The organism is Aureimonas ureilytica DSM 18598 = NBRC 106430 (genome assembly GCF_000382705.1).
Taxonomy (GTDB): Bacteria; Pseudomonadota; Alphaproteobacteria; order Rhizobiales; family Rhizobiaceae; genus Aureimonas; species Aureimonas ureilytica.
In genome coordinates this window covers 216,831-238,352 of record NZ_ARQE01000006.1, presented here as the reverse complement: position 1 = coordinate 238,352, position 21,522 = coordinate 216,831, and the positions used below count along the sequence as shown (strand labels likewise).

Annotated in this window: 27 protein-coding genes and 1 tRNA gene; 21 read left to right on the top strand and 7 right to left on the bottom strand. The window is 67.7% G+C overall.

The window, feature by feature from the left end; genetic code table 11:
* Positions 1-34 precede the first annotated feature (34 nt).
* From B146_RS28355 to B146_RS29035, 4 genes are all read left to right on the top strand, one after another.
* Positions 35-979, top strand: a complete 945-nt coding sequence (locus tag B146_RS28355) for an N-acetylmuramidase family protein (protein WP_019997232.1) — start codon at positions 35-37, stop codon at positions 977-979.
* A 30-nt stretch (positions 980-1,009) separates the two neighbouring features.
* Positions 1,010-1,387, top strand: a complete 378-nt coding sequence (locus B146_RS0114780; protein WP_019997231.1) for a hypothetical protein — start codon at positions 1,010-1,012, stop codon at positions 1,385-1,387.
* 1 nt (position 1,388) lies between these two features.
* A complete protein-coding gene (locus B146_RS0114775; RefSeq protein WP_019997230.1) occupies positions 1,389-1,607 on the top strand; it encodes a hypothetical protein in 219 nt (72 codons plus the stop codon).
* A 194-nt stretch (positions 1,608-1,801) separates the two neighbouring features.
* Positions 1,802-2,041, top strand: coding sequence for a hypothetical protein (locus B146_RS29035; RefSeq protein WP_155897513.1), 240 nt, complete (start codon positions 1,802-1,804; stop codon positions 2,039-2,041).
* A 357-nt stretch (positions 2,042-2,398) separates the two neighbouring features.
* On the opposite strand, the gene B146_RS0114765 is transcribed toward B146_RS29035, so the two are convergent.
* Together B146_RS0114765 and B146_RS0114760 are read right to left on the bottom strand one after the other, a co-directional pair.
* Positions 2,399-2,785, bottom strand: a complete 387-nt coding sequence (locus tag B146_RS0114765; protein ID WP_019997228.1) for a hypothetical protein — start codon at positions 2,783-2,785, stop codon at positions 2,399-2,401.
* Complete coding sequence (locus tag B146_RS0114760; RefSeq protein WP_019997227.1) at positions 2,782-2,979, bottom strand: hypothetical protein; 198 nt, start codon at positions 2,977-2,979, stop codon at positions 2,782-2,784. Before B146_RS0114760 ends, B146_RS0114765 begins: the two co-directional genes overlap by 4 nt.
* A 119-nt stretch (positions 2,980-3,098) precedes the next feature.
* On the opposite strand from B146_RS0114760, the gene B146_RS26190 reads away from it, so the two are divergent.
* Positions 3,099-3,392, top strand: coding sequence for a DUF3572 domain-containing protein (locus B146_RS26190; protein ID WP_155897512.1), 294 nt, complete (start codon positions 3,099-3,101; stop codon positions 3,390-3,392).
* 247 nt (positions 3,393-3,639) lie between these two features.
* Here the strand turns inward: B146_RS26190 and B146_RS0114750 are convergent, their stop codons facing one another.
* The 3 genes from B146_RS0114750 to B146_RS26185 all read right to left on the bottom strand — a co-directional run bounded on the left by B146_RS0114750 (position 3,640) and on the right by B146_RS26185 (position 4,754).
* Positions 3,640-3,903 carry a hypothetical protein gene (locus B146_RS0114750; protein ID WP_155897511.1) on the bottom strand — a complete coding sequence of 88 codons (264 nt, stop codon included), beginning with the start codon at positions 3,901-3,903 and terminating at the stop codon, positions 3,640-3,642.
* Positions 3,904-4,239: 336 nt separating this feature from the next.
* Positions 4,240-4,476 carry a hypothetical protein gene (locus tag B146_RS0114740; RefSeq protein WP_019997223.1) on the bottom strand — a complete coding sequence of 79 codons (237 nt, stop codon included), beginning with the start codon at positions 4,474-4,476 and terminating at the stop codon, positions 4,240-4,242.
* Positions 4,473-4,754, bottom strand: a complete 282-nt coding sequence (locus B146_RS26185; RefSeq protein ID WP_019997222.1) for an HNH endonuclease — start codon at positions 4,752-4,754, stop codon at positions 4,473-4,475. Before B146_RS26185 ends, B146_RS0114740 begins: the two co-directional genes overlap by 4 nt.
* A 393-nt stretch (positions 4,755-5,147) precedes the next feature.
* Between B146_RS26185 and B146_RS29030 the strand changes: the two genes are divergently transcribed.
* Positions 5,148-5,272: transfer RNA gene (locus B146_RS29030), tRNA-Ser, on the top strand.
* A gap of 54 nt (positions 5,273-5,326) precedes the next feature.
* Here B146_RS29030 and B146_RS0114725 read toward each other — a convergent pair.
* Entirely contained in the window at positions 5,327-6,232 is a 906-nt protein-coding gene (locus B146_RS0114725) for a helix-turn-helix domain-containing protein (RefSeq protein WP_019997219.1), read from the bottom strand.
* A gap of 218 nt (positions 6,233-6,450) precedes the next feature.
* Here B146_RS0114725 and pobA point away from each other — a divergent pair, with 218 nt between their 5' ends.
* From pobA to B146_RS0114680, 9 genes are all read left to right on the top strand, one after another.
* Complete coding sequence (gene pobA, locus B146_RS0114720) at positions 6,451-7,626, top strand: 4-hydroxybenzoate 3-monooxygenase (RefSeq protein ID WP_019997218.1); 1,176 nt, start codon at positions 6,451-6,453, stop codon at positions 7,624-7,626.
* A 152-nt stretch (positions 7,627-7,778) separates the two neighbouring features.
* Positions 7,779-8,852: an aromatic ring-hydroxylating dioxygenase subunit alpha gene (locus B146_RS0114715; RefSeq protein ID WP_019997217.1), complete on the top strand. Its 1,074-nt coding sequence runs from the start codon at positions 7,779-7,781 to the stop codon at positions 8,850-8,852.
* Between the two features lie 17 nt (positions 8,853-8,869).
* Entirely contained in the window at positions 8,870-9,847 is a 978-nt protein-coding gene (locus B146_RS0114710) for a PDR/VanB family oxidoreductase (protein ID WP_019997216.1), read from the top strand.
* Complete coding sequence (locus B146_RS0114705; protein ID WP_019997215.1) at positions 9,844-10,608, top strand: GntR family transcriptional regulator; 765 nt, start codon at positions 9,844-9,846, stop codon at positions 10,606-10,608. The genes B146_RS0114710 and B146_RS0114705 overlap by 4 nt, the downstream gene beginning before the upstream one ends.
* A gap of 108 nt (positions 10,609-10,716) precedes the next feature.
* A complete protein-coding gene (locus tag B146_RS0114700; protein WP_019997214.1) occupies positions 10,717-11,898 on the top strand; it encodes an ABC transporter substrate-binding protein in 1,182 nt (393 codons plus the stop codon).
* A gap of 67 nt (positions 11,899-11,965) precedes the next feature.
* Positions 11,966-12,826 (top strand): branched-chain amino acid ABC transporter permease, encoded by an 861-nt coding sequence (locus tag B146_RS0114695; RefSeq protein WP_019997213.1) that lies wholly within the window; start codon positions 11,966-11,968, stop codon positions 12,824-12,826.
* Entirely contained in the window at positions 12,823-13,872 is a 1,050-nt protein-coding gene (locus B146_RS0114690; RefSeq protein ID WP_019997212.1) for a branched-chain amino acid ABC transporter permease, read from the top strand. Before B146_RS0114695 ends, B146_RS0114690 begins: the two co-directional genes overlap by 4 nt.
* Positions 13,869-14,621: an ABC transporter ATP-binding protein gene (locus B146_RS0114685; protein WP_019997211.1), complete on the top strand. Its 753-nt coding sequence runs from the start codon at positions 13,869-13,871 to the stop codon at positions 14,619-14,621. Before B146_RS0114690 ends, B146_RS0114685 begins: the two co-directional genes overlap by 4 nt.
* Positions 14,614-15,348 (top strand): ABC transporter ATP-binding protein, encoded by a 735-nt coding sequence (locus tag B146_RS0114680; protein ID WP_019997210.1) that lies wholly within the window; start codon positions 14,614-14,616, stop codon positions 15,346-15,348. The genes B146_RS0114685 and B146_RS0114680 overlap by 8 nt, the downstream gene beginning before the upstream one ends.
* Positions 15,349-15,374: 26 nt before the next feature.
* Here the strand turns inward: B146_RS0114680 and pcaQ are convergent, their stop codons facing one another.
* Positions 15,375-16,295: a pca operon transcription factor PcaQ gene (pcaQ, locus tag B146_RS0114675; protein WP_026358623.1), complete on the bottom strand. Its 921-nt coding sequence runs from the start codon at positions 16,293-16,295 to the stop codon at positions 15,375-15,377.
* A 92-nt stretch (positions 16,296-16,387) separates the two neighbouring features.
* On the opposite strand from pcaQ, the gene pcaDC reads away from it, so the two are divergent.
* Genes pcaDC through pcaF form a run of 6 tightly spaced genes read left to right on the top strand, consistent with a single transcriptional unit; the run spans position 16,388 to position 21,522 of the window.
* A complete protein-coding gene (pcaDC, locus tag B146_RS0114670) occupies positions 16,388-17,566 on the top strand; it encodes a bifunctional 3-oxoadipate enol-lactonase/4-carboxymuconolactone decarboxylase PcaDC (protein WP_019997208.1) in 1,179 nt (392 codons plus the stop codon).
* Complete coding sequence (pcaH, locus tag B146_RS0114665) at positions 17,563-18,285, top strand: protocatechuate 3,4-dioxygenase subunit beta (RefSeq protein WP_019997207.1); 723 nt, start codon at positions 17,563-17,565, stop codon at positions 18,283-18,285. The genes pcaDC and pcaH overlap by 4 nt, the downstream gene beginning before the upstream one ends.
* Complete coding sequence (pcaG, locus tag B146_RS0114660) at positions 18,285-18,911, top strand: protocatechuate 3,4-dioxygenase subunit alpha (protein ID WP_019997206.1); 627 nt, start codon at positions 18,285-18,287, stop codon at positions 18,909-18,911. Before pcaH ends, pcaG begins: the two co-directional genes overlap by 1 nt.
* Before the next feature lie 4 nt (positions 18,912-18,915).
* Positions 18,916-19,650, top strand: coding sequence for a 3-oxoacid CoA-transferase subunit A (locus tag B146_RS0114655; protein ID WP_019997205.1), 735 nt, complete (start codon positions 18,916-18,918; stop codon positions 19,648-19,650).
* The gene (locus B146_RS0114650) at positions 19,647-20,318 is read left to right on the top strand and encodes a 3-oxoacid CoA-transferase subunit B (RefSeq protein WP_019997204.1); all 672 of its coding nucleotides are present in this window, start codon (positions 19,647-19,649) and stop codon (positions 20,316-20,318) included. The genes B146_RS0114655 and B146_RS0114650 overlap by 4 nt, the downstream gene beginning before the upstream one ends.
* Position 20,319: 1 nt before the next feature.
* Entirely contained in the window at positions 20,320-21,522 is a 1,203-nt protein-coding gene (gene pcaF, locus B146_RS0114645; RefSeq protein ID WP_019997203.1) for a 3-oxoadipyl-CoA thiolase, read from the top strand.

The window sequence follows — 21,522 nt, the reverse complement described above, 5'->3', positions numbered from 1 at the left end:
ACCGCGCCGGGCTTTTCTTTGCCCGGAGACCACCATGGCCGACTTCAACGGCTTTCGCGGCGCCGCCAAGCCGCTTGATGACATCGACCTTCCTCGCCTCGGATATCGCATCGGCGTCGGCGAGGACGAGATCCACGCCGTGATCGACGTGGAGACCGCAGGAGGGGCGTGGGACGCGAAGGGGCGGCCAAAGCTCCTCTTCGAACCTCATAGGTTTTGGCGCAACCTTGGCCCCGGCGCCAAGCGCGACCGCGCGGTCAAGGCCGGGCTCGCCTATCCCTCATGGGGTGAGCAGCCGTACCCGAAGGACAGCTATCCGCGCCTGATCGAAGCCATGGCGATCGATGAGACGGCGGCGCTCAAGTCCGCGTCCTGGGGGCTCGGCCAGATCCTCGGCGAGAACCATGCCATGGTCGGCTACGACACGGTGCAGGAGATGGTTCTCGCCTCGCTGGACGACGCCGACAAGCACCTCGAGATGATGGTCGCGTTCATCTTGTCGGCCAAGCTCGACGGCAAGCTGCGCGCCCACGATTGGGCCGGGTTCGCCCGCGGCTACAACGGGCCGCAGTATGCCAAGAACGGCTACCACACGAAGCTCGAGGCCGCGTTCAAGCGCTGGTCGAAGATCAGGGACACGCCCTGGTCGCCGGCTGACGAGGTGATTCGGGTGCCTGTGCCGACGCCTCGGCCGGATGATACGCCGGCCACGATCGGCGACAATGGCGGGCCGCCGATAGAGCCGACACTGCCGACAGCGCCCGCGCGAGCTCCGACCGGCGGCCCCCGCGCCAAGGCGAACGGGGCAGGCCTCGGCGTCCTCATCGTCAGCCCGGCGCTCGCGCTGATGGTCCGGTTCGGATGGATCCCTGCTGATGTGGCGAGCGACCCCGAGACGGTGGTGCAGATTACGGCTCTCGTTCTGGCGGGCGCGGCCTATGCCGGCGCTTGGCTCGCCCCGCGCAACGCCGCGACCTAATCCACATCCGCATATCGAAAGGGCAGGCCGGTGAATGGCATCTCTCTTGGCGAATTCGCAGCCGTGATGACGGCCCTTGGCGGCGTGCTGGGGGCTGTCTTCGTCTACACCAAGTCCAACACGGAGGCGCAGGCCAAGACCTATGAGGCCCGCGTTGCAGACCTCCAAGCGTCGCTGAAGCGCATCGAGGACGACGGCGACGAGCGGATGGCCGAGATCCGCCGCGACTTCGAGCGCCAGCTGACGGACGTGAAGGCCGCCATGATGAACCAAGCCCGCACCATCGAGCGGCAGGAGATCATGCTGGCCGACTACTCCCGACACGTCGGCAAGCTCGAGCGCATCATGGCCGGCGCCCAACTCGCAATTCCGGAGTTCGAAACCTCACCCTTCCGCGGAGGAGCATGACATGACGAGGCGAGACCTGATGCTCATCATTGGCGCCATGGCGTGCTTTAGCGCCGCGATCGCCGCGCTGATCATGCTCAACGCGCAGAGCGCGCAGCGTTCGGAGATCAACATCGAGATATTGTGCCGCAAGCTGGTGCAGGTGACGAGCCAGCCCTGCGAACTGGTACAGCCGAGCGATACGGAAACGAAGCTCTTCGCCTTCATCCGCCGGCGCTAACTGGAAACGTTACCAGTCAGCCATCCCTAAGCTATCATCTCAGGCTTAAATTGACGCTTCGAACGCTGGTGAATTGCGCAACAAGCGAGGCTCGCCAGACGAGCCTGAGACATATCCGCACTTGGCCTTATAGTAAGGAATCCTCAATACCTGACGATCAGATTTAAACCGCAGGTTATAGGGGACTGTCGACCATGCCTGGTCTCAACAAGCGAACTGCGGATCTCGTCCAAGCTGATCAGCGAGCAGTTGAGCGTGTTGCTGCGATGAGCACGCAAGTTTGCGAGATCACCGAAATAGCGGCGAAGGCGATAGCGCTGGAACTGTCATATATCGCACACCCTCCGGCTGAACTGGGCGAAATGTACGAGCAGATCGCCAACGTATACCTCAATCTCGCCGATCAAATCAGACTGAAGCGAGTCGGCAGTTAGCCTGCTGGAGCGTTTCGTACGACCTGTCCACGTGGCGTGAGCCTAAACCAAAGGCTGTTGTCCCACCCCCGTGAGCAAACGACCAAGCCCATTCCTGATAGGATCAGCGCCGATAGCAAAGTGCGCGGGCAAAGCTCTTCGATTCGGCGTCCCACGTTATCCTGATAGTCCCCGCCCAGATCGAGCATAATCAGCGTCTCAATCTGGATCGGCGATAGTTCGAAATCTGCAGGCATTACCACTTCCTGAGGCAGAGCTCACGGCGCTGATGGTACGTGTCTGATTATGGACCAACGATGACGGGACCCCGGCGACACATCATCAATACGTGTTTTGGCTAGCTAGCGGCGCCTCCGATCACGACCCCATCTGCGCCAGAAGCCGCTCATGGTCCAGTTCCAGTTGAGCGATCATATCGAGCAGGACGCGAATGGCGAGGCGCGGGTCGCCGGCGTGTTCGGCTATCACGCTATCCACTTCATCGTTGCGGTTGATCCGCGTGGTTGGAACGTAACGGACAGGGCTTGTGGAGCCGAACGACACCCAAGATTCGCCGCCGGTGATCGATCTGGAGAATGCTACGGTCGCGGCTTGAAGAGACAGAACTGCATCATAGTCAGTGCAGTCCGTCCGAAGACTTGCGACCACTGGAGTGCAGTCCTGCCAGAGCTCGTAGGCAAGCTGCATCAGGTGCTTGCGCTGGCCGTCGTAGATCGTTCGAGCTCGCTGGGTTCGCCGGCTCATTTGAAGAGGTCTCGCCTGACATACCCAGCCGAGATCCTGTCGGCATAGGCTTCCTGAAGCGAGCGTTGGCCCAGAATGAGCGCGCCAATCGCCGTGCGGGGATCGCCGCCACAGGTGCGCAGGGCGTCGTCAATTGCCTCCTGCAGATCGTCCTTCAGCGATAGATCGGTGATCCGTTCCGCCAGTCTCGACATGGCCGCAGCCTCCTGATTCGTTGCGGCGATGATGACTCCGTTCGAGAGAATGGGGAAGCTTTTGTTCCTATTCTGTTCACGGTATAGGAATGGCTTCCGAGTCGCAGAAAGGGGCGGTCATGCTGGAGCGCAGAGGGCAGAAGTTCGGGTCCGGCAAGGATGCCGAGACCATCGGCGTCGAGGCGCTGAGCTTCATGGCGTCGAACCCGGAGGTGCTTCGCCGCTTCCTCGACGTGACGGGCATGGAAGCCCGCCAGCTTCGCGAGGCCGCATCCAAGCCGAGCTTCTTCGTCGGGCTGCTCGACTTCATCCTGGCGCACGAGCCAACCGTTCTCGACTTCGCCGCTGCCGCCGAGCTCGACCCGGCTGAGATCGGGATGGCCAGGGAGCGGCTTGCGGCGCCGCGCTCCTGACGCATCGCGAACGATTCTGGGAGAGGGTGCGGCGGATGGTCAGGTGGAGGAAATAAGCCGAGTTGCGCAGACTGTCGAAAGCCGGAAGTCACGCTCGATTTTTTGCCTAGCCGCGCGACGAACTTCCCATTCTGTTCTGACGCGGTTCGCCTCTGTCTCTGACAGGAAGACGCCTAACACTTCCAGACCCTCCCGGTGGAACTCCTCGTGAAGAACCACCGCCCACACTTGCTTTTCCACGTCAGCCTCAGTTCTCATCTCTTGCCTCCGCGAGGAGGGCGCGGCCCGCTGGCGTCACGTCAGCCCGAGCAATTTTGCGGCCAGCGTCTAGTTGGCGCTCCTCGCCAAGTTCAATCAATCCGCGCTCCAGAAGCACCTCGGCTGTGCGGCCCATGACCCTACCTGTGCCCTGTTTCCAGTAATTTTCGGCCCAGGAGTTTCGGTAGTAGGACAAGCCGAGGAGCTCCATTCCGACCAATACGCGCATCTGCGCTTTCGTCAGTTCACGCATCCTGCTTGTCCTCTGCCAGAAGCGCTCGGCCTGCGGTGGTGATCGAACCCCACTCTTGGCTATCACGGTACGAATGGTGCGCTAGCCCTCGCCGCTCCAGAGCCTTTAGCGTCCGAAGGTCAGTGAAACCGTAGCGTGGACCGTCAGCCAGCGAGCGCAACAGGTAGGCTTGATCCTCCGTCAGCTTCATTGCTCTCCCTCCTGTGCGATCTTGGCTCGGAGGAGGGCGGCGACAATCGCCCGGGGCGGTGTGGCCGAATGCCCGTAATCCTCAGTCCGTTGCACATGGCCGCCGTCTGGCGTCCAATTCGACCAGTCTACGAAGCTGAGGACGCATCAATACCGGATGCGATCCGGCTCATAGTAGCGAGGCTCGTAGGCTACCCGCCACCCCGGCAGCACCTTCTCTACGAGATCGACGGCGGCATCGATGGAGGACGTGTAGCGAATGTCTCCCCGCCATCCGGCACCGGCTTGGTCGGAGAAGAAAAGGTAGATGTCCAAATCCAGAACGACATCGGCTCCCTCTCCCTGCTCGACCCGATCTAGGAGAGTGCGGAGGGTGGTGGTCATGGGCGGGGCTCCTTCTGTGCGACCAGGGATAGAAGGAATTCCTCGCCGGTGAGCTTGCCCTTCGCTTGGTTGCAGACCCGGCACGCGAGCACGACGTTGCTGGCCTTGTACGTGCCTCCGCAGAACTTCGGCACGATATGGTCGATGGTGGCTGCGTCTGGCGGGATCGCTCCGCCGTGGCTAGCCAAGACGGTCAGCCGGTTGCAGTAGAAGCAGCGGCCCTTTTGCCGAAAATGAAGCCGCTGACGGATGAGGCGAATGCGATGACGGCTCCTCATTCCGCGCCTCCGCCATGCTGGGGGCGGGGTGAGGGGGTGAAGTCCAGCTTCTCCATCTTGGCGATGCTCTTGCGCAGCGAGGCAATCTTCGCCTTCCGCATCTCTTCGGCGCGGGCCAAAGCTTCAGCCTCGGTGCGGTGCCAGTCCTTGCCGTGTACGTAATGATGAGGTTGGAGGCCTCCTCCACCATCTCTTTCGAGATGTGGAAGCAGTCCCGCACAATGACCCGCTTAATGCCATCGGTGAGGGCGTAGCGGGTGATGAAGGCTTCGAACGTCGTTGGCTCGCCCATCCTCACGCCCTCCCGCCAAGCAGCGGCCGGGAGGCGGGATGCGGAGCCATCAAGCTCGACCCGACACCAAAGCGAGCGATGTGCGCATGGATCGGGCATTTGGAGGCGTTGGGGGAAAATTGGGGGAACGGAGCGCGCAGGCCCTGCGCTGCAACGACATCTTCGCCCCTGCTAAGGGAGTATACCAGAGATGGTATCGTGGGTTCGAATCCCATCCTCTCCGCCATCCCACATCCAAATTCGTCAGCGACCGGTCGAGTGCGTGCCTCTGAGGTTCGTCTCAATCCCCTGTCGGAGCAAGCGTTGCCGTCGCGTCCATCGCGCGTGAGCGGCGGCGGAAGCTCGTCGGGGACTGGCCGACATCCCTTGCGAAGGCGCGCGCGAAATAGGCGGGGTCGGTGAAGCCGAGGGCGTAGGCGATGTCGCAGACCGGCCGGTCGGAATAGACGAGCGCGCGCCGGGCCTCCAGCATCACCCGATCCGTGACGATCCGGCCGGGCGTCGTGTCGGCCACCGCGCGGCAGGCGAGGCGCAGCCGGCCCATCGTGATGCCGAGGCGCCGGCAATAGGCGTCGAGTTCGGCCTGGGTGTGGAAGCTCTCCTCGACCGCCTCGCGGAAGCGCGCGACGATCTCGGCATGCTGGCCGGGCTGGGTCTGAAGGGGCGTGGGCTCGCCCTCCCGCGCGCGGGCGAGCGCGACGAGGACCAGCGTGACATGGGCGACCAGCGCGCCGCGCCGCGCCGTGGCGCCGCCCGCAAGCTCGTCGGCCAGCGCATCGAGCCGAGGCCCGAGCGCCGCGCCGTCGATCGCGGACAGGCGGCGCACCGCCTCGAAGAGGGGCCCGAGCGCCGGGTCGCTGCGCACGATCAGCCGGAACAGGGGCTCCGACAGGGTGAGCACCTTGCCCGCCGTGCCCGCTTCGAACCGGAACCCGTGGACCGTGCCGGCGGGCACGAGAAGGGCGGCGGGGGCGGCGAAGGCGAGCGTCTCGCCTTCGGCCTCGATCACGCCGCCGCCGCTGCGCGCCATGAGGACCTGATGCAGGTCGGCATGGGCATGGGGCAGGATGCGCCAGGCGGCGGGCCGGGCGCGGTCGTCGATCTCCTCCATGTGGAGGAACCGGTCCTCGGGCGCGCGGGGCGGCTCGCCGTAGAGGAAGAAGCGCGGGACGACGGTGGTCGGCATGGGCGTTCCTTCGGGGCTCTGCATGGCGTCGCGATTCCGACGGGTCTGCCGTCCCGCGCGTTTCGAGCGGCGATGTCGATCCTGCGCCGGGACGAGCAAACCGGCTGCAGAAGAAAAGTACCGGAGAATTGCACATTCCTCCATCCCGCTCCGGCCCGGGGCGCGGCAGGATCGTCCTCAGTCCGGCTGGGAGGCCATGAAGGACGGGAGGCAACATCTTGCACACTCAGGTCGCCATCGTCGGCGCCGGGCCGGCCGGCCTGTTTCTGGCCCATCTCCTGCGCGCCCAAGGCATCGAGAGCGTGGTGGTGGAGCGCCGCACCCGCGCCTATGTCGAGGGGCGCGTGCGGGCCGGCGTCCTGGAACAGGGCACGGTGGACGCCCTGTCCCGCCTCGGGCTCGACGCGCGCCTGCGCCGCGAGGGCCTCGCCCACACCGGCACCAACCTTTCGGTGGACGGATCGCATTTCCGCATCGATCTCGCCGCGCTGACCGGCGGGGCGGCGGTCACGGTCTACGGCCAGCAGGAGGTGATGCACGACCTCTTCGAGGCGGCCGAGCGCCACGCCATGCCGATCCTCTTCGAGGCGGAGGACGTGGAACTTCACGACATCGAGGGCGAGCGCCCCGCCGTGACCTATCGCACGGCGGCGGGCGAGGGGCGCATCACCTGCGATTACGTCGCGGGATGCGACGGGTTCCACGGCATCTGCCGGCAGTCCCTGCCGCCCAGCGTTCTGAAGACCTTCGAGCGCGTCTATCCGTTCGGCTGGCTCGGCATCCTCGCCGACGTGCCGCCGGTGGACGAGGAGCTGATCTATGCGAGCCACGCCCACGGCTTCGCGCTCGCCTCCATGCGCTCGCCGACCCGCAGCCGCTACTACCTCCAGTGCCGGATCGACGAGCGGCTGGAGGACTGGCCGGACGAGCGCTTCTTCGACGAGCTGGCGCTTCGGCTCGGGCCGGAGGCGGGCGAGCGGCTGGTGCGCGGGCCTTCCTTCGAGAAGAGCATCGCGCCGCTCCGCTCCTTCGTCGCCGAGCCGATGCGCCATGGCCGGCTGTTTCTCCTCGGCGATGCCGCCCACATCGTGCCGCCGACGGGGGCCAAGGGCATGAACCTGGCCGTGTCCGACGCGCTGATGCTGAGCGAGGCGCTGGACGAGTTCTACGCGCGCGCCTCGCGTGCCGGGATCGAGCGCTATTCCGCCCGCGCGCTCGCCCGCGTCTGGAAGGCGGAGCGCTTTTCCTGGTGGTTCACCGGGCTGACGCACCGCTTTCCCGAGGCCAGCGGCTTCGACCGGCGGATGCAGGTGGCCGAACTGAATTATCTCCGCAGCTCGCGGGCGGCGCAGGCGGGGTTCGCGGAGAACTATGTGGGCCTGCCGTTCGACTGACGCTGTATACAGGCCGGCAGTTCCGGGTGCTGGAATCCACCCGAGAACGCCCAAAACGCGGCCTTACTTGCCGCTTCTTAGAATCGCTCTTGTTCGGGGAATGACGGCATGTATACATATCGCATTCCATCGACTGGGAGGTGATGATGGGAATGAACGCGGCGTTCCCCGTGAACGCATGGTACGCGGCCGCCTGGTCCCACGAGATCGGGCACGCGCTGTCGCCCCGCAAGATCTGCAATCGCGACATGGTGCTCTACCGCAAGAGCGACGGCACCGTGTCGGCGCTGGAGGACGCCTGCTGGCACCGCCTCCTGCCGCTGTCGCTGGGGCGCCTCGAAGGCGACACGGTGATCTGCGGCTATCATGGCCTCGCCTTCGACGGCTCCGGGCGCTGCACCCACATGCCGGCGCAGCGCACGATCAATCCTTCGGCCCGCGTGAAGAGCTATCCGGTGGTCGAGCGCCACCGCCTGCTCTGGGTCTGGCCGGGCGATCCGGCGCTCGCCGACCCCGACCTCATGCCGGATTTCCACTGGAACGACGGCACCGACTGGGTGGGCGAGGGCGGCACCTATTACGGCCTGAAGGCGAACTACCGCCTCATCATCGACAACCTCCTCGACCTCACGCACGAGACCTATGTCCATGCCGGCTCGATCGGCGACGAGCATGTGACGCAGACGCCCTTCGACGTGACCCACACCAACCGCAAGGCCGTGGTCACGCGCTGGATGAAGGGCATCGAGCCGCCGCCCTTCTGGGCGCGCAACCTCGGCAAGCCCGGCCTCGTGGACCGCTGGCAGATCATCCACTTCGAGGCGCCCTCGATCGTGGCGGGCGATGTGGGCGTCGCGCCCGTCGGCACGGGGGCGCCCGAGGGCGACCGCTCGCAAGGCGTGAACGGCTTCTTCCTCGCCGCGATCACGCCGGAAACCGACGGGTCCTGCCATTACTTCTGGAACTTCGTGCGCAGCTTCGCGGTGGAGGACGAGGCGCTGACGGGGCGCATCAACCTCGCCCACGCCAATGCCGAGCGCACCGGGCTCTACGACCAGGATGTCTTCGTGCTCGAAGCGCAGCAGGCGGCGATCGAGAACAATCCGCGCATGCCCTTCTACAATCTCAACATCGACATGGGCTCGCTCTGGGCGCACCGGCTGATCGATCGGATGGTGGAGGCCGAGCGGCCGCGCGGATCCGTCGCGGCCGAGGCCGCCGAGTAGCGGGGGAGGCGCGGACCATGGCCGAGATCGACGACTGGGTGCGGGCGCGGGTGCGCGGGGTTCGGGACTTGGCGCCCGACATCCGCCTGATCGAGATCGAGCCGCCGGCGGGCGCCTTCCAGGCGCCGACGCCCGGCAGCCACCTGCGCTTTTCGCTGGAGATCGCCGGGCGGCCCGACCGGCGCTCCTATTCGGTGGTCGGCCCCTGCGAGGACGGGGTCTGGCGCATCGCGGTGAAGCTTTTACCGACGAGCCGGGGCGGCTCGGCGCATATGTGGTCGCTCGAACCCGGCGCCCCGCTCCTCGTCAGCGGGCCGCACAACCATTTCCCGCTCTCGCGCGGGCGACCGTCCTACTTGCTGATCGCGGGCGGGATCGGCATCACGCCGATCCACTCCATGGCGCTGGCGCTCAGCGCGCGGGGAGCGGACTTCCGCCTCCTCTATGCCGCGCGCTCCAGGGAAGACGCGGCGCTCGCGGACGAGCTGCGGGCCGCGATCGGCGACCGGCTGGACCTCGTGCTCGACGCGCAAGGGCAGCGGATCGACTTCGCCGCCGCCTTCGACGCTCTCGCGCCGGGGGGCGAGGCCTATGTCTGCGGGCCGATCGGGATGCTGGAAGCGGCGCGCCGGGTGTGGGAGGCGAGCGGGCGCCCGCGCGAGGCGCTGCGCTTCGAGACCTTCGGCAACAGCGGCGCCTATGCCTCCGAGGCCTTCCGCATCCGCATCCCGCGCCTCGACCAGGTGATCGAGGTGCCGCCGAACCGGACCATGCTGGAAGCCCTGGAATCGGCGGGGGTCGAGATGATCCACGACTGCCGGCGCGGCGAATGCGGCATCTGCGCGCTCGACATCGTGGCGGTGGACGGCATCGTCGATCACCGCGACGTCTTCTTCTCCGACGAGGAGAAGGCCGGCAACGCCAAGCTCTGCACCTGCGTGTCGCGCGTGGTGAAGGGCGACATCGTGCTCGACACGCCGGACCGCTTCGAATGACGAAGGCGCCCGATCTTCTGGTCGATCGTTCGATGTCGCAGACGGTGCGAGCGCTCTTGGCCATCCGCGAATGGATCCTGGAGGGCAAGCTGCCGCCCGGCGAGCGCATTTCCGAGCTGTCCATGGTGGACCGGATCGGCCTGTCGCGCACGCCGATCCGCGCGGCGCTGATCCGGCTGGAGGAGGAGGGGCTCCTGGAGGCGATCCCGTCCGGCGGCTATGCCGTGCGCGCCTTCACGGAAAAGGAGATCTTCGAGGCGATCGAGATCCGGGGGCTTCTGGAGGGCATGGGCGCGCGTCTCGCGGCGGAACGCGGCGTCTCGCCCGCGCAGCTCCGGCCGATCCGCAAGTGCCTCGCCGAGATCGACGCCCTGATCGCCGAAGGCCGGCTGCCGGGCGATGGCTTCTCGGACTACGTGCCGCTCAACGCGCGCTTCCATGCGCTCCTGCACGGGCTCGCGGATTCGACGCTTCTCGCCCGGCAGATGGAGCGGGCGACGGCGATCCCCTTCGCCTCGCCCTCCGCCTTCGTCATGGCCCAGTCGCAGCTCGCCGAGGCGCGCGTGATCCTCACCATCGCGCAGGAACAGCACCGCGCCGTGGTGGAGGCGATCGAAGCGCGCGAGGGCGCGCGGGCCGAGAGCCTGATGCGCGAACACGCCAAGCTCGCCATCCGAAACCTGCGCCTCGCGCTCGAAAGCCGCCCGGCCTTCGAGATGATCCGGGGCGCCTCGCTGATCCGGCCGAGCGTGCCGGCCTGACCCATGGCTCGGGAGGCGCGCGGAGGGTGGGAGCCCTTCGCGCGGCGGGCCGGCGGAAAAGACGAAACACAAGCGGCGGAAGGCGCCGCGACGGGAGGAGAACCGAACATGAAGCGTCGACAGATCCTGAAGGCCCTTGCGCTGTCCACCGTGCTCGCCTTGCCGGGCGTGCCAAGCGCGATCGCGCAGGAGAGCGTGAAGGTGGGCCTCATCGTGCCCCTCACCGGACCCTTCGCCACGACCGGCCGGCAGGTCGAGGCCGGGGCGAAGCTCTACATGGCGACCCATGGCGACGAGGCGGGCGGCAAGACGATCGAGCTGATCGTGCGCGACGACGCGGCGACCGCCGAGCAGACGCGCCGCATCGCGCAGGAGCTCGTCACGCGCGAGCGCGTCAACGTCATCGCCGGCTTCGGCCACACGCCGCTCGCCATGGCCTCCGCGCCGATCGCCACGCAAGGCAAGGTGCCGATGATCGTCATGGCGGCGGGCACCTCCGTCATCACCGAGAAGTCGCCCTTCATCGTGCGCTCCTCCTTCACCCTGCCGCAGGTGACGGTGCCGCTGGCCGACTGGGCCGCCAAGAACAATCTCAAGAAAGTCGTCACCCTCGTCGCCGACTACGCGCCCGGCCTCGACGCCGAGAAGGCCTTCACCGAGACCTTCACCAAGGCGGGCGGCGAGATCGTCGAATCCATCCGCGTGCCGCTGGCGAACCCCGACTTCGCGCCCTTCCTCCAGCGCGTGCGCGACGCGAAACCCGATGCCGTCTTCTCCTTCGTGCCGTCCGGCGTCGGCTCGGCGCTGATGAAGCAGTTCGACGACCGGGGCCTCGCGGAGGCCGGCATCCGCCTGATCGCGACCGGCGACGTGACCGACGACGACCTTCTCAACGGCATGGGCAAGGCGGCGCTCGGCACCATCACCACGCACCATTATTCGGCCGACCACGATTCGCCCGAGAACAAGGACTTCGTGAAAGCCTTCGAGGCGGCCAACAACGGGATGCGGCCGAACTTCATGGGCGTCGGCGGCTATGACGGCATGCATCTCATCTACGAGGCGCTGAAGAAGACGGGCGGCGACACGAGCGGCCAGGCCATCGTCGACGCGATGAAGGGCCTGCAATGGACCAGCGTGCGCGGGCCGGTCTCGATCGACCCCGAGACGCGCGACATCGTCCAGACCGTCTATTTCCGCGAGGTGAAGGAGAAGGACGGCCAGCTCTGGAACGTCGAGTTCGATAAGGTGGAGGCGGTGAAGGACCCGGTGAAGGCCGCGACGAACTGACCCCGTCCGGCCCGGGCGGCGCATCCGCCCGCCCGGGCCCCACCGCGGAGCCGGCACCGGAGGCGCCATGCTGACCATTCTCTTCGACGGCATCGCCTACGGGATGCTGCTCTTCATCCTCGCCTGCGGCCTCGCCGTGACGCTCGGGCTGATGAACTTCGTCAACCTCGCCCACGGCGCCTTCGCCATGGCGGGCGGCTACATCACCGTGGTCCTGATGGGATGGTACGGCGTGCCGTTCCTCCTGTGCCTGCCGATCGCCTTCGTGTCCGTCGCGCTCATCGGCGCGGTCCTGGAGCGCACGCTCTACCGGCGGCTCTACGATGCCAGCCATCTCGACCAGGTGCTCTTCTCGATCGGCCTCGTCTTCATGTCGATCGCGGCGGTCGACTACGTCATGGGCTCGCGCCAGCAGATCATCCTCCTGCCGGACGTCCTGCGCGGCCGCTTCGATCTCTTCGGCGCCGAGATCGGCGTCTACCGCCTCTTCATCATCCTCGTCTGCGCGGCGCTCACCGTCGCGCTCCAGCTCGCGCTCACCCGCACTTGCTTCGGCAGCCGCCTGCGCGCAGCGGTGGACGACGGGCGCGTGGCGCGCGGCCTCGGCATTCCCGTCGGGCTCGTCTTCTCCACGACCTTCGCGGTCGGCTCGGGCATCGCGGGGCTCGGCGGCGCGATGGGCGGCGAGATCCTCGGCCTCGATCCGTCCTTTCCGCTGAAGTTCATGATCTACTTCCTCGTCGTCGTGACGGTGGGCGGCACGAGTTCGATCACCGGCCCCTTCCTCGCCGCCCTGATCCTCGGCATCGCCGACGTCGCGGGCAAATATTACATGCCCGAATTCGGCGCCTTCACGATCTATGCCGTGACGGTCGCGATCCTTCTCGTGCGCCCGCACGGGCTCCTGACCCGCGAGGCCGGCCGATGAGCGCGTCCGTGGACCACATCGCCGCGTCCGCGACCGTGGCCGGCACGACCGAGGCCCGCGTGCCGGGGCTGGAGGCGCTGCGCCGCCGCTCGCGCTGGCGCATGACCGAGATCGGCTTCTGGCTGGCCGCCCTTGTCAGCCTCTTCCTGCTGCCGGACCATCTCCTCCTTCTCAACGAGATCGCGATCCTGGCGCTCTTCGCGCTCTCGCTCGACCTCATCCTCGGCTATGCCGGCATCGTCTCGCTCGGCCACGCCGCCTTCTTCGGCTTCGGCGCCTATGCGGCGGGCCTCTTCGCCCGCGACATCTACGGCGAGCCGGTGACGGGGCTGCTCGTGGCGGGCGCGGCGTCGGGGCTTCTCGGCTTCGCGACGAGCTTCCTCGTCCTGCGCGGCTCGGACCTCACGCGGCTGATGATCACGCTCGGCCTCGCCCTGATGCTGTTCGAGGCGGCCAATCGCTTCGCGGGGCTGACCGGCGGGGCGGACGGGCTCCTCGGCATCACCATGCTGCCGATCCTCGGGCTCTTCGAGTTCGACCTCTGGGGGCAGGTCGCCACCAGCTACAGCCTCGCGGTGCTCTTCGTGCTCTTCCTTCTCGCGCGGCGGATCGTCCATTCGCCGTTCGGCCTGTCCTTGAAGGCGATCCGCAACAACCCGTTGCGCGCCGCCGCCCTCGGCATGGCGCCCAAGCGCCGGCTCGTCGCGGTCTATACGATCGCCGCCGCCTATGCGGGCGTCGCGGGCGCGCTTCTCGCCCAGACCACGCAGTTCGTCTCGCTCGACGTGCTGGCGCTGCACCGCTCGGCCGACGCGCTCCTCGTGCTGGTGCTCGGCGGCGTCGGCACGCTCTACGGCGGCATCGTCGGCGCGGTGATCTTCCGCGTGCTGCAGGAATGGCTCTCGGGCATCACGGCGCAATACTGGCAGTTCTGGATCGGCTTTATCCTCGTCGCGATCGTGCTCGTCGGGCGCGACCGGCTGACCGGGGCGCCGCGCCGGCTCCTCTCAGGCATGCGCCACCGCCTCAAGGGGAGGGCGGCATGAGCGCGGTTCTCGAAACCCACGCCATCGAGAAGCGCTTCGGCGGCCTCGTGGCGACGAACAAGGTCTCGCTGTCCCTCGAACGGGGCGCGCGGCACGCCCTGATCGGGCCGAACGGCGCGGGCAAGACGACGCTCATCAATCTCCTCACGGGCGTCCTGTCGGTGAGTTCGGGCGCGATCCGGCTGGAGGGGGAGGACATCACCCATCTCAAGCAGGACGGGCGCGTGCGTCGGGGCCTGACGCGCACCTTCCAGATCAACCAGCTCTTCGCCGACCTGACGCCGCTCGAGACGATCTGCCTCGCGATCTCGGAACGCGAGCGCGGCGGCGGGCGCTGGTGGGCGCCGCTCGCCGCCCACAAGGCGACGGTGCGCGAGGCCGGCGAGATCATCGAGCGCTTCCTTCTCGCGGACGTCTGCAACGAGCGGACGGGCGACCTTGCCTACGGCAAGCAGCGCCTTCTGGAGATCGCCACCGCCGTGGCCTTGAGGCCGCGCGTGCTCCTGCTCGACGAGCCGGCGGCCGGCGTGCCGGAGGAGGAGCGCCACGAGATCCTCGGCATCGTGAAGGCGCTGCCCTCGGACGTGACGATCCTCCTGATCGAGCACGACATGGACCTCGTCTTCGCCTTCGCCGACCGCATCTCGGTTCTCGTCTCGGGCGCTCTCCTGACGGAAGGCACGGCGGCGGAGATCGCCGCCGATCCGCGCGTGCGAACGGCCTATCTCGGGGAGGACGGGGATGACTGAACTCCTGACGGTCGAACGGCTGGAGGCCGGCTACGGCGAGGCGCGGGTGCTCGGCGGCGTGTCCTTCGCCATGAAGCAAGGCGAGACGCTGGCGCTTCTCGGCCGCAACGGGACGGGCAAGACGACGCTCATCAACTCGATCGTCGGCGTGACCACCCACCAGGGCGGCAGCTTGCGCTTTCGCGGCGAGGACGTGACGCGCCGCTCGCCGGAAGCGCGCGCCGCGCTCGGCATCGGCTGGGTGCCGCAGGAGCGCAACATCTTCCGCTCCCTCACGGTGGAGGAGAACCTGACCGCGGTGGCAAGGCCCGGCCCCTGGACCGTGGAGCGCGCCTTCGACATGTTCCCGCGCCTTCGCGAGCGCCGCGCCAATCTCGGCAACCAGCTTTCGGGCGGCGAGCAGCAGATGCTCGCCGTCACCCGCGCCCTCGTCCTCAACCCGAAACTCCTGCTCCTCGACGAGCCGCTCGAAGGGCTCGCCCCGGTGGTGGCGGACGAGCTTCTGCGCGCGCTCGCGCGGATCGTGAAGGGCGAGGGCCTGTCGGCCATCATCGTGGAGCAGAAGGCGAAGAAGATCCTGAAGCTCGCCGACCAGGCGATCGTCCTCGATCGCGGGCAGGTGGTGGAGCGCGGCACGGGCGCCGGCTTCCTCGCCGACCCGGCTATTCTCGAGCGTCACCTCGGCGTTGGCGCCGGAACGCGGCCGCCGGCGGGGGTGCCGGCCTGAGGCGCCCGCTCCTGAAGGCGCGCCGGTCAGCCGCGACGGATGTCGGCGGCGACGCCGCGCAGCTCGTCGAGGAGAACGGCGGCGGCGGGCGAGGGCACGTCGCCCGCGCGCATCGTGATGCCGACCGGCCCCCGTGTCTCCGCCGTGTCGACGGCGAGGCGATCGAGCGTGCCGCGATGGAGGTCTTCGAGAACGACGCCTTCGGAGATCAGCCAGATCGCGTCGGTCGCCAGGATATAGGCGCGCGAGAAGGCGAGCGATACGGTCTCGACCACGCGCGCGGGCGTCGGCAGGTTCGCGGCGGTGAAGAGCCGGTCCACGGTCGGGCGGATCACCGAGCCCGGCGGCGGCAGCAGGAATTCGAAGGGCAGCACCGTTTCGGGGCGCAGCGTGCCACCCGCGAGCGGATGGCCCGCGCGCACGGCGAAGACGATCACCTCCGAATAAAGATGCTCGAAGGCGAGACCCGTCATGGTCTCGGGCTCGCCCATGCGCCCGATGACGATATCGAGTGCGCCTTCGCGCAATTGCGCCGTCAGATAGGCGGTCGGGCCGGTGACGATGCGCGGAACGGCGCCGAGACTGTGGGCGAGATAGCGCCGGATCGCGAGCGGCAGGAGACGGGCCGAAACGGTGGGCAGCGCACCGACGCGCACCGGCAGCGCGCTCGGCGAGGCGGCATCCGCCACGTCTTCCAGGCCCCGGCGCAGGGATGCCAGACTCGCCTCCGCATGGCGCAGGAAAATCTCCCCATAGGGCGAGAGCAGCGCGCCGCCGCGTTCCCGCGCGAGAAGCGGCGCGCCGAGAATCGTCTCCAACTCCTTGATCGCCTTGGAGACGGCGGGCTGCGTGATCGCCAATTCCTCCGCCGCCCGCCCGACGCTGCCCTGCCGGGCGACCGCGACGAAGGTCCTCAGGTGACGCAGGCGAAGGGCGGAAGAGAGCATCGTCATAACCTGTGAGTTATCGTCGGCGCACGAATCCTCATTTTACAGGCCGTTTCAAGCGGCCTAATCCGAAAGGCAGGGAGGACGGTTTCATGGCATTCGTGACCGCGAACGGCATTTCGATCCACCATCGCATCGAAGGGCGGAGAGGCGCGCCGCGCCTCGTCTTCCTCAACTCGCTCGGCTCGGACCTCAGGATCTGGGCCGACGTGGCGGATCGTCTGCGGGATCGTTTCGAGATCCTCCTGGTCGACAAGCGCGGCCACGGCCTGACCGAGGCGACGCCCGGCCCCTATTCCATTCCGCTTCTCGCCGAGGACCTGACCGCGCTGCTCGACGCGCTCGGTTGGCGCAAGACCTCGATCGTCGGCCTGTCGATCGGCGGGCTCATCGCGCAGCATGTCGCGATCCACGCGCCGGAGCGGGTCGAAAGCCTCGTCCTGATGGACACGGCCGCCCGCATCGGCGAGGCGCAGGCCTGGAACGACCGGATCGCCACTGTCCAGAAAAGCGGCGTCGCGGCGATCGGCGAGGCCGTTGCGTCGCGCTGGTTCTCCGAAGCCTTTCCCGCCGAGCATCCCGCCCGTTTTGCCGCATGGCGCGCCATGCTGGAGGCGACGCCGCGCGAGGGGTATGCCGGGGCCTGCGCGGCGGTGCGGGACGCGGATTATCTCGGGGAGGTCCCGCGCATCGCCGCGGCGGTTCTCGCCATCGTCGGCGATGCCGACAAGCCGACCTCGCCGGACCTCGTGAAGGGGACCGCCGACCTCATTCCCGGCGCGCGCTTCGCCGTTGTCGCGGGCGCGGGCCATCTGCCCTGCCTGGAGCGGCCGGCGGAGGTCGCCGCGCTCATTGCCGATCACGTCGAGGCCAGCCGCGCGACGACCGCCGCGACGCGCTTCGACGCCGGCATGGCGGTGCGTCGGCAGGTGCTCGGCGACGCGCATGTGGACCGCGCGAGCGCGGCGATCACGCCCTTCGACGCGCCCTTCCAGCACTTCATCACGGAAGGCGCCTGGGGTTCGGTCTGGGCCGGCGACCGGTTCACGCGGCGCGAGCGCTCGATCGTGACCATCGCGCTCCTCGCCGCGCTCGGTCAGGACGACGAGGTGGCGATGCATGTGCGCGCGACCCGCAACACGGGCGCGAGCGCCGAGGACATTGCCGAAGCGCTGATGCACGTTGCCGTCTATGCCGGCGTGCCGGCGGCCAATCACGCGATCAAGATCGCTAAGAAGACCTATGCCGAGATGGAGGACGCGGCCCGATGAGCGGTTCCTATTTCCAACGCGACCGCGACTGGCACCCGCCGGCGCTGACGCCGACCTACAAGACCTCCGTCCTGCGCGCGCCCCGTCAGGCGCTTCTGTCGCTGCCGACCACGATGTCCGAGGAAACCGGCCCGGTCTTCGGTCATGACGTGCTCGGTCCGCTCGACAACGACCTGATCCGCAACTTCTCCAAGGACGGCGGCGAGGCGATCGGCCAGCGCATCGTCGTCTATGGCCGGGTGCTGGACGAAGCCGGCCGGCCGGTGCGCGGGGCGCTCGTCGAGTTCTGGCAGGCCAATGCAGGCGGGCGCTACCGCCACAAGAAGGAAAGCTATCTCGCCGCGATCGACCCGAATTTCGGCGGCTGCGGGCGCGCGATCACTGACGACGAGGGGCGCTACTCGTTCCGAACCGTGAAGCCCGGCGCCTACCCCTGGCCGAACGGCGTCAACGACTGGCGCCCGGCCCATATCCACTTCTCGGTCTTCGGCCACGCCTTCGCGCAGCGCCTCATCACCCAGATGTATTTCGAGGGCGATCCGATGATCTGGCAATGCCCGATCGTGAAGACCATTCCCGACCGGGCCGCGATCGACCAGCTCGTCGCCGCGCTCGACCGACATGCCACGATCCCGATGGACAGTCTCGCCTACAAGTTCGACATCGTCCTGCGCGGCCGCCGCTCCACGATGTTCGAGAACCGGATGGAGGGCAACTGATGGCGCAACGTCTCGACTATCTGAAAGAGTCCCCGTCGCAGACCGCCGGCCCTTACGTCCATATCGGCACCAATCCGAACTGGGTGGAGATCACGGGCGTCTGGAAGGACGATCTCGGTCTGGTTCTCGTCGGGCCCGAGACCAAGGGCGAGCGCGTGATCATCGAGGGCACGGTCACGGACGGCGCCGGCAATCTGGTGCGCGATGCCCTGATCGAAATCTGGCAGGCCGACGCCGAGGGCCTGCACAATTCGCCGCAGGAAACGCGCGGGACCGCCGACCCGGCCTTCGCCGGGTGGGCGCGCCAGCCCGTCTCCGAGAAGGACGGCACGTTCCGTTTCGAGACGATCCGCCCGGGCCGCGTGCCCTGGCCGGACGGGCGATCCCAGGCGCCCCACGTCACGATCTGGATCGTCGCGCGCGGCATCAATCTCGGCCTGCACACGCGCCTCTACTTCGGCGACGAGGTGGAGGCCAACGCCGCCGACCCGCTCCTCAACCGCATCCCCGAGCCGGCACGGCGCGCGACGCTGGTCGCGCCCCGATCGATGCGCGACGGGCTTCCCGTCTTCACCTTCGACATCCGCCTTCAGGGCGAGAACGAAACCGTCTTCCTGGATATGTGAGCCCATGGACAAGACCCTTTCCAGCCTCCAAGAGGCGGTCGCCGCTATCCGAGACGGCGACGTGGTGATGATCGGCGGCTTCGGCGGCTCGGGCGCGCCGATCGAGCTGATCCACTCGCTGATCGACCGCTTCCTCGCGACCGGCTCGCCGAAGGACCTCACGATCGTCAACAACAACGCGGGCAACGGCCATGTCGGCCTCGCCGCCCTGATCGAGCAGGGCATGGTACGGAAGCTCATCTGCTCCTTCCCGCGCTCGGCCGACCCGCGCGTTTTCACCGAGCGGTATCTCGCCGGTGAGATCGAGCTGGAGCTGGTGCCGCAGGGCACGCTCGCCGAGCGCATCCGCGCCGGCGGGGCAGGCATTCCGGCCTTCTACACGCCGACGAGCTACGGCACGGATCTGGCCAAGGGCAAGCCGGTCGAAGAGTTCGAGGGGCGGCCGTATGTGCGCGAGAACTGGCTGAAGGCGGACGTCGCCCTCATCAAGGCCCATCGCGGCGACCGGCTCGGCAATCTCGTCTTCAACAAGGCGGCGCGCAACTTCAACCCGCTGATGGCGACGGCCGCGGCGGTGACAATCGCGCAGGTGTCTGAGATCGTCGAGCCGGGCGCGATCGACCCGGAAAGCGTCGTGACGCCGGGCATTTTCGTGCAAGGCGTGGTCGAGGTCGCGAACCCCGCGCAGGAAGAAGAGCTGAACCGCGCCAACGCCGTCTACGCGGAGCAGGCCGCATGAGTGCGAAACTCTCATCCACCCAGATCGCCTGGCGCGCCGCGCAGGACATCGCGGACGGTGCCTACGTCAATCTCGGCATCGGCTTCCCCGAGATGGTGGCGAAGTTCCAGCCGCCGGGCCGCGAGGCGATCTTCCACACCGAGAACGGCATCCTCGGCTTCGGCGAGGCCCCGAAGGCCGGCGAGGAGGACTGGGACCTCATCAACGCCGGCAAGAAGGCCGTGACCCTGAAGCCCGGCACCGCCTTCTTCCACCATGCCGACAGTTTCGCCATGGTGCGCGGCGGTCATCTCGACGTCGCGATCCTCGGCGCCTACGAGGTGGCCGAGACGGGGGATCTTGCCAACTGGTCCACCGGGCCGAAGGGCGTGCCGGCGGTCGGCGGGGCGATGGACCTCGTCCACGGCGCCAAGCGCGTCGCCGTCATCACCGAGCATGTGACCAAGGACGGCAAGCCGAAGCTCGTGAAGCGCTGCTCCCTGCCGCTGACGGGCGTTGCTTGCGTCACTCGCGTCTACACGAGCCTTGCCGTCATCGACATCGAGGGCGGCCGCTTCGTCCTGCGCGAGAAGCTGCCGTCCCTGTCGGTCGACGAACTCCAGGCGATGACCGGGGCCGAACTCGTCGTCCCCGGCACGGTCGCCGACCTTATCGTCCCGGAGCTTTGAAATGAGCGAAGCCTATATCTGCGCCTATCTGCGCACGCCCATCGGCCGCTTCGGCGGGTCGCTCTCGTCCGTCCGGGCCGACGACCTCGGCGCCGTTCCGCTCAAGGCCCTGATGGAGCGGCATCCATCATTGGACTTTGCCGCCGTTGACGAGGTGATCTACGGCTGCGCCAACCAGGCGGGCGAGGACAACCGCAACGTCGCGCGCATGTCGCTGCTGCTGGCTGGGCTCCCCGAGACGGTCCCCGGCACGACGGTGAACCGCCTCTGCGGCTCGGGCATGGACGCGCTCATCATCGCGGCGCGCGCCATCAAGGCCGGCGAGGCAGAGCTCGTGATCGCGGGTGGCGTGGAGAGCATGTCCCGTGCGCCCTTCGTCATGCCGAAGGCCGAAACGGCCTTCTCCCGCCATGCCGAGATCCACGACACCACGATCGGCTGGCGCTTCGTCAATCCGCTGATGAAGCAGCAATACGGCGTCGATTCCATGCCGGAGACCGGCGAGAACGTCGCGGAGGATTTCGGCATCTCCCGCGAGGACCAGGACGCCTTCGCCGTGCGCTCGCAGAACAAGGCGGCGGAAGCGCAGGCGAACGGGCGGCTGGCGCGGGAGATCGTCCCGGTGACGATCCCGCAGCGCAAGGGCGATCCGAAGGTCGTGGACACTGACGAGCATCCGCGCGCCACCACGATCGAGACGCTGGCCAAGCTCCCGACCCCGTTCCGCAAGGGCGGCACGGTGACGGCGGGCAATGCGTCCGGCGTCAACGACGGGGCGGCGGCGCTGATCGTGGCGTCGGAGGCCGCGATGAAGCGCCACGGCCTCACCCCCATCGCCCGCGTCCTCGGCGGGGAGACGGCGGGTGTCGCGCCCCGCATCATGGGCTTCGGCCCGTCGCCGGCCTCGAAGAAGCTGATGGAGCGGCTGGGGCTCGCCCAGACCGATTTCGACGTGATCGAGTTGAACGAGGCCTTCGCCAGCCAAGGCCTCGCGACGCTCCGCCACCTCGGCATCGCCGACGACGACATCAGGGTGAACCCGAACGGCGGGGCGATCGCGCTCGGCCACCCGCTCGGCATGTCGGGCGCGCGCATCGCCGGGACGGCCGCCCTGGAACTCCAGCTCAACGGTGGCCGCCGCGCGCTCGCCACCATGTGCATCGGCGTCGGCCAGGGCATCGCCGTGGCGCTGGAACGGGTCTGA